This is a genomic window from Mycolicibacterium arcueilense (assembly GCF_058536225.1).
This window is the reverse complement of record NZ_JBZTYL010000007.1, coordinates 1854242-1867593: the sequence shown is the minus strand read 5'-3', so window position 1 is coordinate 1867593 and position 13352 is coordinate 1854242. Positions and strand designations below refer to the sequence as shown.

Annotated in this window: 12 protein-coding genes; 2 read left to right on the top strand and 10 right to left on the bottom strand. The window is 66.5% G+C overall.

The window, feature by feature from the left end:
- Nucleotides 1–44: 44 nt before the first annotated feature.
- From AC4LGL_RS13345 to AC4LGL_RS13325, 5 genes are all read right to left on the bottom strand, one after another.
- A complete protein-coding gene (locus tag AC4LGL_RS13345) occupies nt 45–989 on the bottom strand; it encodes a DUF58 domain-containing protein (RefSeq protein WP_491839098.1) in 945 nt (314 codons plus the stop codon).
- On the bottom strand, nt 986–2149 hold the full coding sequence (gene moxR1 / locus AC4LGL_RS13340) for a chaperone MoxR1 (RefSeq protein WP_064883558.1): 1164 nt from the start codon (nt 2147–2149) through the stop codon (nt 986–988). Before moxR1 ends, AC4LGL_RS13345 begins: the two co-directional genes overlap by 4 nt.
- Before the next feature lie 135 nt (nt 2150–2284).
- Complete coding sequence (gene ripB / locus AC4LGL_RS13335) at nt 2285–2980, bottom strand: NlpC/P60 family peptidoglycan endopeptidase RipB (RefSeq protein ID WP_491839097.1); 696 nt, start codon at nt 2978–2980, stop codon at nt 2285–2287.
- 10 nt (nt 2981–2990) lie between these two features.
- Nucleotides 2991–4412: an NlpC/P60 family peptidoglycan endopeptidase RipA gene (gene ripA, locus AC4LGL_RS13330; RefSeq protein WP_491839096.1), complete on the bottom strand. Its 1422-nt coding sequence runs from the start codon at nt 4410–4412 to the stop codon at nt 2991–2993.
- 241 nt (nt 4413–4653) lie between these two features.
- Complete coding sequence (locus AC4LGL_RS13325) at nt 4654–5232, bottom strand: Rv1476 family membrane protein (RefSeq protein WP_491839095.1); 579 nt, start codon at nt 5230–5232, stop codon at nt 4654–4656.
- 229 nt (nt 5233–5461) lie between these two features.
- On the opposite strand from AC4LGL_RS13325, the gene AC4LGL_RS13320 reads away from it, so the two are divergent.
- Nucleotides 5462–8290: an aconitate hydratase gene (locus AC4LGL_RS13320; protein ID WP_491839094.1), complete on the top strand. Its 2829-nt coding sequence runs from the start codon at nt 5462–5464 to the stop codon at nt 8288–8290.
- 67 nt (nt 8291–8357) lie between these two features.
- The gene (locus AC4LGL_RS13315; RefSeq protein ID WP_061263961.1) at nt 8358–8936 is read left to right on the top strand and encodes a TetR/AcrR family transcriptional regulator; all 579 of its coding nucleotides are present in this window, start codon (nt 8358–8360) and stop codon (nt 8934–8936) included.
- Nucleotides 8937–8966: 30 nt separating this feature from the next.
- On the opposite strand, the gene AC4LGL_RS13310 is transcribed toward AC4LGL_RS13315, so the two are convergent.
- From AC4LGL_RS13310 to AC4LGL_RS13290, 5 genes are all read right to left on the bottom strand, one after another.
- Nucleotides 8967–9161 (bottom strand): helix-turn-helix domain-containing protein, encoded by a 195-nt coding sequence (locus AC4LGL_RS13310; RefSeq protein ID WP_491839359.1) that lies wholly within the window; start codon nt 9159–9161, stop codon nt 8967–8969.
- A gap of 130 nt (nt 9162–9291) precedes the next feature.
- A complete protein-coding gene (locus AC4LGL_RS13305; RefSeq protein ID WP_491839093.1) occupies nt 9292–10920 on the bottom strand; it encodes an ABC-F family ATP-binding cassette domain-containing protein in 1629 nt (542 codons plus the stop codon).
- A gap of 25 nt (nt 10921–10945) precedes the next feature.
- The gene (locus tag AC4LGL_RS13300; RefSeq protein WP_491839092.1) at nt 10946–11776 is read right to left on the bottom strand and encodes an enoyl-CoA hydratase; all 831 of its coding nucleotides are present in this window, start codon (nt 11774–11776) and stop codon (nt 10946–10948) included.
- Between the two features lie 18 nt (nt 11777–11794).
- Entirely contained in the window at nt 11795–12169 is a 375-nt protein-coding gene (gene trxA / locus AC4LGL_RS13295) for a thioredoxin (protein WP_491839091.1), read from the bottom strand.
- Between the two features lie 44 nt (nt 12170–12213).
- On the bottom strand, nt 12214–13311 hold the full coding sequence (locus AC4LGL_RS13290; protein WP_491839090.1) for an oxidoreductase: 1098 nt from the start codon (nt 13309–13311) through the stop codon (nt 12214–12216).
- Between the last annotated feature and the right edge of the window lie 41 nt (nt 13312–13352).

The window sequence follows — 13352 nt, the reverse complement described above, 5'->3', positions numbered from 1 at the left end:
TTTCGGGTTGGTTGCTGATCAAGCTTCTTCTACCGGTCCAGCGCTCATCGGCCCGCCAGGGCGCCGCGCCTCCGGTTGGCCACGAACCGCACCACGTCGGCGATCCAGTCCCGGTCGGTGCGCAGGCTCAACAGCGGTGCATCACAGCGCCGCAACGTCCGGGCCACCTCTTCCCGATGCGCGGCGGCGGCCCGCTCGAAGTCGCTGCGAAGCTGTTCGTCGATCGTGAACTCACGGGTGACACCGGTCTCGGTGTCCTGCAGCACCACATCGCCGACCGGCGGCAGCTCGACATCGCGCGGGTCGAGGATCTCGATGCCCAGCACCTCGTGGCGACCGGCGATGGCCCGCAACGGGCGCATCCAGTTGATCGGGCCGAGAAAGTCACTGATGATCACCGCCATGCCGCGCCGGCGCTCGGGGCGGCGCAGCGCGTCGATCGCCGCGGCCAGATCACCGCGCACGCCGACCGGAGCCCGCGGCGTCGTGGCGATGGCCCGGAGCAGTTCCTGCTCATGCACCCGCCCGCTCAGCGCCGGAACCCGGCGCACGGTGTCACCGTTGGCGATCACTGCGCCGATCCGGTTGCCGCCTCCGCTGTTGAGGAACGCGATCGCCGCGGCAGCCGCCACGGCCAGGTCGCGCTTCTCGCAACCGGTGGTACCGAAGTCCAGACTGGCCGACATGTCGACCACGAGCCAGGTCTCCAGCTCGCGGTCGGCGATCATCTGCCGCACGTGTGGCGTCATCGTCCGCGCCGTGACCGACCAGTCCATCCGGCGCACGTCGTCGCCGGGCTGGTAGATCCGCGAGTCCCCCGGCTCTGATCCCGGCCCCGGGATCAGACCGAGGTGGTCGCCGTGCAGGACTCCGTCAAGCTTGCGCCGCACCGTCAGCTCAAGCTTGCGCAACGCCGCCGTCAACGCGGGGTCGCGGATCTCCCCGCGCTTCAGAGACGGCAGGTCGACGGTGCGTCGCGAAGTGGTCACCGACCACCCGCCGCGCCGGCCGCGGCAGGTACGGCGGGCGCGACCGAATGTCCTTGCTGCGGAAGCGCATTGACCTGCGGCAGGGCGACGGTCTGCAGGATCCGGTTGACCACGGTCTCCGCTGACACCTCGTCGGCCAGCGCGTCGTAGGTCAGCACCAGGCGGTGGCGCAGCACGTCCGGGATCACCTCGACGACATCCTGCGGGATGACGTAGTCACGGCCGCGCACCAACGCCAGCGCGCGGGCCGCCGAGATGATGCCCAGCGAGGCACGCGGCGAGGCACCGTAGGCGATCCAGGCCTTGGCGTCGGGCATACCGAACTTCTCCGGCTCGCGGGTCGCGGTGACGATCCGCACCACGTAATCGACGAGCGCGTGGTGCACGAACGTGTTGGCCGCGAGTTCCTGCAGCCGCAGCAGATCGCCCGTGTCGAGGATCTGCTTGGGCTCCGGAGGCTTCACGCCCATCCGGTAGATGATCTCGCGCTCTTCCTCCGGCGACGGGTAGTCGACGTTGAGCTTGAACAGGAAGCGGTCACGCTGGGCTTCCGGGAGCGCGTAGACGCCTTCCTGCTCGATCGGGTTCTGGGTTGCCATCACCAGGAACGGGCTGGGCAGCGGGAAGGTCTTGCCGCCGATGGAGATCTTGCGCTCGGCCATCACCTCGAGCAGTGCGGACTGCACCTTCGCCGGCGCACGGTTGATCTCGTCGGCGAGCAGGAAGTTGACCACGACCGGGCCGAGCTCGATGTCGAAGTCTTCCTTGCCCTGCCGGTAGATGCGGGTACCGATGATGTCGGTGGGCACCAGGTCAGGGGTGAACTGGATGCGGGCGAACGTGCCGCCGACCACCTTGGCGAACGTCTCGACGGCCAGCGTCTTGGCCACACCGGGCACACCCTCGAGCAGCACGTGGCCCTTGGCGAGCAGACCGACGAGCATCCGCTCGACGAGCTGGTCCTGGCCGACGATGATCCGCTTGACCTCGAAGATGGCGCGTTCCAGGGTGTGCACCTCGGCCTGCAGGCTGCCGTTGGTCGTGGCCTGCGGGGCGGCCGGCGCGGCGTGGGAGCCTGCCGACCCGGGCGGAAAGCCCGGCGCCGGGCTCGAACCGGGATATCCTCCGGCGCCCTGCGGCGGTCCACTCGGTGACGTCATCAACTTCCTCCCACGGTGTTCGGCTACAAAAACGCTGGTCTTGCTCATTGCTCATCGGGCAATCGGGTGCCCGCCGTCAACTATTCCAGGCACTTCGAGATCCGTCGACGCTGCCCGGAAGACTTCAGGTTCCCCTCAGGATTCGATGATGCGGGCCGCATAGGGCTGGATGCCCGACATGCGAACCGGGCTCACCGTCACTTTTTCCGCGCTTCCCGATGCCTCGAGCATCTTGCCGCCGCCGAGGTACATCGCCACGTGTTGACTGCCGCCGGGACCCCAGAACAGGAGGTCACCGCGCTTTGCCTGAGCCACCGGGATCTTCCGACCGGTGTTGTACTGGTCGCCCGAATACTTCGGAATCTGCACCCCCACGCCGGCGTAGGCAAAGCGGGTCAGGCCAGAACAGTCGAAGCCCATTTTTCCCGCGTCGTAGTCCACACCGGGCCCGGGCCCGGTGAGCGTGCCACCGCCCCAGGAGTACGGCACACCCATCTGGCTGCCGCCCCGTCGGATCGCGTATTCGATGGCTTGGGGCCCGCGTACCCGGCCACCGGGGAAGGTCGAGGCGGCCTGCTTCGGGGCCAGACCGATGGTCTGCAGGAACTGCGAGCCGAGGTTCTGCGTGGTCTGCAGCGCGATCTGGCTGACCTGGAACGAGGCGTTGGCGATGGCCACCGGATCCCCCGGCGCGCCCGAGCTGACGATCTTCGGCAACGTCGGATCCCATTGGCCGTCGTCTGGCGCAGCGTTGGCCGGCGCCACCAGACCGATCGCCGCGAACGCAATCGCGGCGATCAGGATCAGGCACCGTAAGACGAAGGAGCGCAATGTATTCCCATCAGTATTCGATGTAGCGGACGACGTACGGGGTCATGCCGCTGGTGCGGACCGGGGAGACCTTGACCTGCGAACCCGTGTAGGGCGCTTCGAGCATCTGGCCGTTTCCGAGATAGAGCGTCACGTGCTGGCTCCCGCCGGGGCCGTAGAAGATCACGTCGCCACGGCGCATCTGTGACGACGGGATCTTGCGGCCGGCGTTGTACTGGGAGCCGGAGTAATGGGGCAACTTGATTCCGACCCCGGCGAACGCGTAGAGGATCAGGCCCGAGCAGTCGAACCCGACGGTGTTCGCCCCCGAATCGATGCCGCGACTCGGACCGGCCGCGTTGCCGCCGCCCCAGGAGTAGGGGACGCCCATCTGCGAACCCGCCCGCTGGATCACGTATTCGGATGCCTGCCGGCCGTACACGCGCGGGATCGCGCCGTTGGTGTAGCCGGTCGGCGTGGGCAGGATGCCCAGCTTCTGCAGGAACTGCCGTCCCATGTTCTGGGTGACCTGAGCCGACGTCGACGAGATGCCGAGGATGGTGTTGATGATGGCGACCGGGTCACCGCTGACGAACGCACTCGGGATCGCCGGCAGCGTGGGATCCCATGCGGTGTCCCAGTTCTGGCCGCGCTGCACGGGCGCGCCCGGGGCGCGATCCCAGTTGTCCGCCGCGGCCTGGGGCGCGGGACCCTGCGCCGGTGCGGCCGGCGGGGTCGACGCCGACGCCTTGTGCACCTGAGCGAGTTCGGCCTGGGCCGAGGCACGTTCGGCGGTCAACCGCTGCAACTCACCTTGCTGCGAGCTGAACGTCTGCTGCGCCTGTTGCAGTGCCGCGACCGCAGTGTCCTGGCTCGTCTGGGCGTTGGCCGTGGCCTGGTCGGCGTTCTGCTTGGCCAGGCGCGCGGCCGACTGTCGGTTGACCTGTTCGGTGCGGGCGCGCTGCAGATCGGCGATCACCTTGTCGCTGCTGACGGCCAGAGTCTGACCGGTGGCGGCGGCGCTGACGATGTCGCCCGGATCGGACGCGGTCAGGTACGAGCCGGAGGGGCCACTGACATAGGTCGCCGCGGCGAAGGTGTCGAAGCGCTTCTGCGCCTCCCTGATGGCCGTGGTGGCGTCGGTGATGCCCTGCTGGCTGGCATCGACCTCCTGCTGCGCCGTCGCGGCCGCGTCACGGGCGTCCTGCACGTCGACGATCGCCTTGTTGACGGCTTCCTGCTGGGTCTGGATGGCCGCACCCAACTCCTGCAGCTTCTGGTCGGCGTTGGCCACGGCGGCGACGAGCGTTGCGACCTGATCGGGCGCCCCCGGATCAGCAACGGCCGGAACGCCTCCCGACATGGCCGTGGCCAACAGCATCCCGGCGGTCACCGGCACGGCCAAGAAACGGCCGTACAGCCGGGACGCAGAGGCGCCAGCGGTGCGTCTCATTCGACTCAAGTCTCCTATGGCTCAACGACGGCGTACCGACGTTTGCTCGGGGCCATTGCACAGAAGTCACACGAAGCACAACTACAACAATGGGTACCGATTGCACCGTACGTCACATCTGAAGCCAAAGAAACTTTAGTCACAAATTACAAGTTTGTAATTGCGAATAGTGTGACCAATTAGTGATATTGGGCGTTATCCCGAACTAATGTTCGATGGATTTCCAGGGCCCAGTCGACACCTAGTCCGAGGAGGTGGCAGATGCCTCTGACCCGGCCAATTGTTTGCTACGACGCTGGAGAACCCGGGTGAGAGCGGCCGCCCAGGCGACACCGAGAACCAACACGATCGCGAGTGCCGTCCACGGGAAATCCGGAGTGGAAATCTCGCCGACGAAATTCTTTGCAGACAACACCGGATTACCGGTCTTGGCCACGTCCTGACCCGCCTCCAAAGTCACCCGATCGATCGTCGGGCTGTATGTACCCGCGAACGACGGGCTCAGCGCCAGCACGGTCGCGCCCGGATTCGCCTGTCCGACCTCGGTGGCGATGTCACGCAACGGCGTGTCGATCCCCGGGTTGCTCGGCAGCACGACGATCTTGAGGTCGATCCCCTCCTGCCGGGCATCGCTGACGACCTGGCGGAGCGCCTCGACGTCGGCAGCGGGGGCACTGACCCCGTCGTCGCGAACGTCGGCCTGCACAGCTGCCATGCACTTGGCCACCCCGTCGGGTTGTGCCGCATCGAGCCCTACCGTGTCGCACACCTCGACCGGAATGTAGGCCGGCAGGAACGGGATGACATGGGGTCCGGTCACGTCAGGCACGGTACGCGGCGTCCATCGAGCCCAGCGAGTCGACATCGGAATCGTCATCGCATCGGTACCGCGGGGGGATCTCGGGCGGATCCACCCGACCGGGTAGCAACGCGAACGCGACAAGGGAAGACTGGACCCCGGCCCGCAGGCCATTGCAGGACAAGCGTACTGTTAGGATCAGGACGCCGCCGACACAGCCCGTCGCGGCGAGATCGAGCCGGGAGTTGATGTGAGCAGCGAGAATACGGAAAATTCGTCCCTTAACTCATTTGGTGCCCGCGACACATTGACTGTCGGGGACCAGAACTACGAGATCTACCGACTGGACGCGGTACCCGGTACCGAAAAGCTCCCGTACAGCCTCAAGGTACTTGCGGAGAACCTGTTGCGCACCGAGGACGGCGCCAACATCACCAAAGACCACATCGAGGCCATCGCCAACTGGGATCCCTCGGCCGAGCCGAGCATCGAGATCCAGTTCACCCCGGCCCGCGTGCTGATGCAGGACTTCACCGGTGTGCCGTGCATCGTCGACCTGGCCACCATGCGTGAGGCCGTGGCCGCCCTCGGCGGCGATCCGAACAAGGTCAACCCGCTGTCCCCCGCCGAGATGGTCATCGACCACTCCGTCATCCTCGACGTCTTCGGCAACGCGGGCGCCTTCGAGCGCAACGTCGAACTCGAATACGAGCGCAACTCCGAGCGCTACCAGTTCCTGCGCTGGGGCCAGGGCGCGTTCGACGACTTCAAGGTCGTCCCGCCGGGCACCGGCATCGTCCACCAGGTCAACATCGAGTACCTGGCCCGCGTCGTGATGACCCGCGATGGCGTCGCGTACCCGGACACCTGTGTGGGCACCGACAGCCACACCACCATGGAGAACGGCCTTGGCGTGCTGGGTTGGGGCGTCGGCGGTATCGAGGCCGAGGCCGCCATGCTGGGCCAGCCCGTCTCGATGCTCATCCCCCGCGTCGTCGGCTTCAAGCTGACCGGTGAGATCAAGCCCGGCGTGACCGCCACCGACGTCGTCCTCACCGTCACCGACATGCTGCGCAAGCACGGTGTGGTCGGCAAGTTCGTCGAGTTCTACGGCAAGGGTGTGGCCGAGGTGCCGCTGGCCAACCGCGCCACCCTGGGCAACATGAGCCCCGAGTTCGGTTCCACCGCAGCGATCTTCCCGATCGACGACGAGACCATCAACTACCTGCGGCTGACCGGGCGTACCGAGGAGCAACTGGCGCTCGTCGAGGCCTACGCCAAGACGCAGGGCATGTGGCACAACTCCGACCGGGAACCCGTGTTCTCCGAGTACCTCGAGCTTGACCTGTCGACCGTGGTGCCCTCGATCTCCGGCCCCAAGCGCCCGCAGGACCGCATCGAGCTGTCGGACGCCAAGAACGCGTTCCGCAAGGACATCCACAACTACGTCGAAGAGAACCTCCCGACCCCGCACACGCAGCTGGACGAGGCAGTCGAGGAGTCGTTCCCGGCCTCAGACCCGGCCAAGCTGTCCTTCGCCGACGACGGTGCGGTCGATGTGCGTCCGTCGGCCGCCAACGGCGCCGAGGGCCGGCCGACCAAGCCGATCACGGTGCGCTCCGACGAGCGCGGTGAATTCGTGCTCGACCATGGCGCGGTTGTCGTCGCGGGCATCACGTCCTGCACCAACACCTCCAACCCGTCGGTCATGATCGGCGCCGCGCTGCTGGCGAAGAAGGCCGTCGAGAAGGGCCTGACCAGCAAGCCGTGGGTCAAGACCAACATGGCGCCGGGTAGCCAGGTCGTCACCGACTACTACAACAAGGCCGGCCTGTGGCCGTACCTGGAGAAGCTGGGCTACTACCTGGGCGGCTACGGCTGCACCACCTGCATCGGCAACACCGGTCCGCTGCCCGACGAGATTTCCAAGGCCATCAACGACAACGACCTGTCGGTGACCGCAGTGCTCTCGGGTAACCGCAACTTCGAGGGCCGCATCTCCCCCGACGTCAAGATGAACTACCTGGCCTCCCCGCCGCTGGTCATCGCCTACGGCATCGCGGGAACCATGGACTTCGACTTCGAGACCGACCCGCTCGGCAAGGATCAGCAGGGCAACGACGTCTTCCTCAAGGACATCTGGCCGTCTGCCAAGGAGATCGAGGAGACCATCGCGTCCTCGATCAATCGGGAGATGTTCACGGACTCCTATGCCGACGTGTTCAAGGGCGACGACCGCTGGCGTTCGCTGTCCACCCCCGAAGGCAACATCTTCGAGTGGGACGACAGCTCGACCTACGTGCGCAAGGCGCCGTACTTCGACGGCATGCCCGCCGAACCGGAGCCGGTCGGCGACATCAAGGGCGCCAGAGTCCTTGCCCTGCTTGGCGATTCGGTGACCACCGACCACATCAGTCCGGCAGGTTCGATCAAGCCGGGCACCCCGGCGGCGCAGTACCTCGATGCCAACGGCGTTGAGCGCAAGGATTACAACTCGCTGGGGTCGCGTCGCGGCAACCACGAGGTGATGATCCGCGGCACGTTCGCCAACATCCGGCTGCGCAACCAGCTGCTCGACGACGTCTCCGGTGGCTACACCCGCGACTTCACCCAGCCGGGTGGTCCGCAGTCGTTCATCTACGACGCCTCGGTCAACTACAAGGAAGCCGGCATCCCGCTGGTCGTCCTGGGCGGCAAGGAGTACGGGTCGGGCTCCTCGCGTGACTGGGCGGCCAAGGGCACGGTGCTGCTCGGCGTCAAGGCGGTCATCACCGAGTCCTTCGAGCGCATCCACCGGTCGAACCTGATCGGTATGGGTGTGATCCCGCTGCAGTTCCCGGCGGGTGAGTCGGCCGCGAGCCTCAAGCTCGACGGCACCGAGACCTACGACATCACCGGCATCGAGGCGCTCAACGAGGGCAAGACGCCGAAGACGGTCAAGGTCACCGCCACGAAGGAAGATGGGTCCAAAGTGGAGTTCGACGCCGTGGTCCGCATCGACACCCCCGGTGAGGCCGACTACTACCGCAACGGCGGCATCCTGCAGTACGTGCTGCGCAACATGCTGAAGTCGAAGTAATCCTGTCCAGACTGACCGAAGCAGGTAAGGGACAGCGCCAACGGGCGCTTGCGCGAGGAGTGGTCGAATGCCCCGGGTGACGGACGACCACCTCGCGGCCCGGCGCCGTCAGATCCTTGACGGCGCCAGGCGCTGCTTCGGTCAGTACGGATATGAGAGTGCGACCGTGCGGCGGCTCGAAGAAACCATCGGGTTGTCGCGCGGCGCAATCTTTCACCACTTCAAGGACAAGGACACCTTGTTCTTCGAACTGGCCCGCGAGGACGCCGAGCGGATGGCCGACGTGGCCGCCCGCGAGGGGTTGATCCAGGTGATGCGGAACATGCTCGCCGCTCCCGAGCAGTTCGACTGGCTGGCCACCCGGCTGGAGATCGCCCGAAAGTTACGCAACGATCCGGCTTTTCATCGCGGCTGGGCGGAACGATCGGCCGAGTTGGATGCCGCCATCACCGAGCGTCTGCGCCGGCAGAAGCAGGCCGGCCGGCTGCGTGACGACGTGCCGAGTGCCGTCCTGCACATCTATCTGGACCTGGTTCTCGACGGACTGGTGGCAAGGATTGCATCGGGAGAAGACCCGAAGAACCTCACCGCGGTACTGGACCTGGTCGAGGACAGCGTGCGGCAGCAGGCGCCGGCGGATAGCTGAATCCCGCTACCGCACAGCCGTTGTGCTCGGTCAGGCCCTGGCCCGGGTGCGGTGATTGGGCCCGCCGCGGCTGCGCATCGTCGTTCCCGACTCGCGCAGCAGGCTGTGGATCGAGCCGTAGGACCGTCCCGTAGTAGCCACGAGCGTACGGATACTGGCACCCCCCTCATACGCCTTACGAAGCTCGGTCAGCAGTTCGCCGCGATTCTTGTTCATATCCCTCATCGACATCTCTCCCGCTTGTGATGTCCCGACGGGTACCCACACTAGAAACTCCACACACACCGATGGGCCGATTTGTCCAACGTCTTAAATTGACGTACCCGAAGATGCGGCGGTCCTTGAGGTTTCGCGGTCAGGCGAGCTCGATGAGATCCCGGTATTCGGTGGACCAGAAGTCCTCCGTGCCATCCGGCAACAGGACCACACGTTGGGGATCGAGGGCCTCGGCCGCGCCCGGATCGTGCGTCACCAACACCACCGCGCCCTGGTAGCTGCGCAGCGCATCGAGAACCTGCTCGCGTGACGCGGGATCGAGGTTGTTGGTGGGCTCGTCCAGCAACAGCACATTGGCCGTAGAGGCAACCAGGCCGGCCAGAGCCAACCGCGTCTTCTCACCGCCGGACAGGGTGCCTGCCGGCTGGTCGAGCTGCGGTCCGGTGAACATGAAGGCGCCCAACAGACCTCGGAGATCCTGTTCACCGGTGTCCGGCGCGGCGTGGCGGATGTTCTCCCAGACCGTCGCCTCGTTGTCGAGCGTGTCGTGCTCCTGCGCGAAGTACCCGATCTTGCACCCGTGACCGGGTTCCAGGGCTCCGGCGTCGGCAGTCTCCGCGCCCGCGAGCAGTCGCAGCAGGGTGGTCTTTCCGGCACCGTTGAGGCCGAGCACCACCACCCGGGATCCGCGGTCGATGGCCAGGTCGACACCGGTGAAGATCTCCAGCGACCCGTATGTCTTGGTGAGCCCCTTGGCCACCAGCGGGGTCTTGCCGCACGGCGCCGGCGTGGGGAATTTGATCCGGGCCACCTTGTCGGCCACCCGCTCGGCATCCAGCTCGGCGATCATGCGGTCGGCTCGGCGCAACATGTTCTGGGCGGCAACGGCTTTGGTGGCCTTGGCACCCATCTTGGCGGCCTGGGCCCGCAACGCACCGGCCTTCTTCTCGGCATTGGCGCGTTCGCGGCGGCGGCGCTGCTCATCGGTCGCGCGCGCGTCGAGGTACTTCTTCCAGCCCATGTTGTAGACGTCGGCCTCACCGCGCACCGCGTCCAGGAACCACACCCGGTTGACGACCTCGTCGAGCAGGTCGACATCGTGACTGATGACGACGAGGCCACCGGTGTGGTTGTGGAGGAAGTCCCGCAACCAGCCGATCGAATCTGCGTCGAGGTGGTTGGTCGGCTCGTCGAGCAGCAGCGTCGTGGCCGACCCTGAACCGGTGTCGCTCGCCGCGAACAGGATGCGGGCCAGCTCGACGCGGCGGCGCTGACCGCCGGAGAGCGTGCGCAGCGGCTGCGTCAGCACCCGGTCCGGCAGGCCCAGACTCGCGCAGATGCGCCCAGCCTCGCTCTCGGCGGCGTAACCGCCCAGTGCCGAGAACCGTTCCTCGAGCTGACCGTACTTGCGAACCGCCTTGTCGCGAGCCGCGTCGTCGGCGACCTCGGCCATCAAGACCTGCTGCTTCTCCAGGTCCGCCAGCAGCGTGTCGAGACCGCGGGCCGACAACACGCGGTCACGGGCCAGGACGTCGAGGTCGCCCTCTTTGGGATCCTGTGGCAGGTAACCAATTTCACCGGTACTCGTGACGGATCCGGCGTACGGTTCGCCCTCCCCCGCCAGAATCCTCATCGTGGTGGTCTTGCCTGCGCCGTTGCGCCCGACCAGTCCGATCCGGTCACCAGGCTGCACCCGCAGCGCCGAGCCCTCGAAGGACAGCAGCGTGCGCGCGCCGGCGCGGACCTCCAGGTCCGTTGCGGTGATCACGCTGCGGTCCTCCTAGGTATGTGTCTTACTTCTCGTCGGTAAAGTTCGGGTCGCGCTTCTCCGCGCGCGCAGCAACCGCTTCCTCAAAGTTTGCGGTGAGCAGACGCACGAAGAGTTGTCCCAGGCCCTCGGCCTGCATGTGCCCCTCCAGGCTAGCGGCGTCCAGTCCACTCCAAAGTGTGCGCTTGGTCAACTCGATACCCGGCCGGGAGAACGCCGCCATCCGGTCCGCCATGTCGTAGCACGCCTCCAGCAGGGCCTCCTCGGCCACCACGCTGGACACCAGACCGATGCGTGCCGCCTCCTGGGCGTCGACGTCGCGGCCGGTCAACATGATCTCGAAGGCGCGTGACGAGCCGATCGCACGTGGCAGCAGGTAGGACAAGCCCAGCTCACTGGCGGTCAGCCCGTTGTTGATCCCCGCGGCACGGAAGTAGGCGCCCTCGGCGGCGACGCGGATGTCACAGGCCAAAGCGAGGCAGAGCCCGCCGCCGATAGCCGCACCGTTGACCGCTGCGATCACCGGCTGATGCAGCCGCCGTAGGGCGAGGATCACATCGTCGAGGATCTCCATCGACCGCAGTGCGTACGTCGGCCTGGTCAACCCGGCCACGTGCGGCACCGATCCGGCCGACTTGTGATCGGCCCCGGACGAGAACCCCCGACCGGCGCCGGTCAGCACGACGACCCGCACGCTGTTGTCATAGCGCAGGTCTTCCAGGACGCCCTTGAGCGGGACCATGACGTCGAACGCCATCGAGTTCATCCGCTCGGGCCGGTTGAGGGTCACCAGGGCGACGTCCGAGCGGGGGCGGTCGACCAGGACGAATTCGTTCTGCGCAGTCACGGACAGCACGCTATCGCGTGCCGGTGCTCACTCCTGTTCGGCGTCGCCCTGAGCGGCCTGCTCTTTCATGGCCGCATCGATGTCGAACTCCTTGATCTTCTGGACGAGGTCCTCCAGTGCAGCCGGCGGCAGCGCCCCGGCCTGGTTGAAGACCAACTTGCCCTTCTTGAAGGCCATCAGGGTGGGGATCGAGCGGATCTCGGCTGCCGCGGCGAGCGCCTGCTCGGCCTCGGTATCGACCTTGGCGAAGACCACGTCGGGGTGGTTCTCGGAAGCCGCCTTGTACGTCGGCGCGAAGGCCCGGCACGGTCCGCACCACGACGCCCAAAAATCGACCAACACGATCTCGTTGTCCTTGACGATGTTGTCGAACTGTTCTGTGGTGATGTCCTGCGTACTCACACTTGTCCTAACGTCGGGGCGTAGCGGCCTGTTCCCAGCCTATTTCAGTACAGACTGGCCAGCGCGGTTTCGGCGTGGTAGCCGGTGAACCCGCCGAGCGTGTCGTCACGCAGCCGGTTCACCCAACCCGGATCTGCCAGCAGGGCGCGGCCGATCGCCACGATGTCGAACTCTTCGGCCGCGAACTGCGCCAACAGCCGATCGACCGGGGCCGGCTCGATGGGGTCACCGTCTCGCTTTCCTGGCTGGAACTCGGTTGCCAACCCGACGGAGCCCACCCCGATCACCGGCACGCCGGTGACCTTCTTGGTCCAGCCGGCCAGGCTCAGATCCGAGCCAGGGAACGCGGGTACGTAGACGCGCCGGGTCGACGGATGTAGTACGTCGACACCCGCGGCCACCAACGGCGCGAGTACCTGCTCCAACTCAGCCGGGGTCTCGACGAGTTGCGCGTCGTAGGCGTTGGCCTTCCACTGCGAGAAGCGGTAGATGATCGGGAATCCGCTGCCGACCGCGTCGCGCACCGCCGCGACGACCTCGACCGGGAAGCGCGTCCGCGCTGCCGCCGAGCCGCCATAGGAATCGGTGCGGTGATTCGTCTTCTCCCAGAGAAATTCGTCGAGTAGATAGCCGTGGGCGGAGTGCAACTCGACAGCGTCGAATCCGACCGCCTTGGCATTACGGGCCGCCTCCGCGAACTGCGCTGCGACACCGCCCAATTCATCGGTCCGCAGTGCCCGGCCCTTGGCAACGCCCACGCTGTTGACGCCCGAGGGGCTGACGGGGACCACCCCGTCACCGTCGGCACGTTCGGCACCCTGATGCCACAGTTGCGCGGCGATCACGGCGCCTTCAGCATGTACCGCATCGGTGACGGCCCGCCAGCCGTCGAGCACCTCGGCACCGGACAGCGTCGGGATGCTGAACGGCCAGCCCGCCGCCGGATCCGCCAACCGCACCCCCTCGGTGATGATCAGGCCGACGCCGCCCGCTGCGCGACGGGCGTAGTAGGCCGCCACATCCGTGCCGGGGACACCACCCGGTGACGCCGCTCTGGTCATCGGCGCCATCGCGAAGCGATTCGGGATCGTCAGCGATCCGACGGTCAACGGACTGAACAGGTCGCGGGGAGTTTGGCTCACGTGGGCGTCAACGCCCCATGGGGCGGGTCGATTCCGATTTA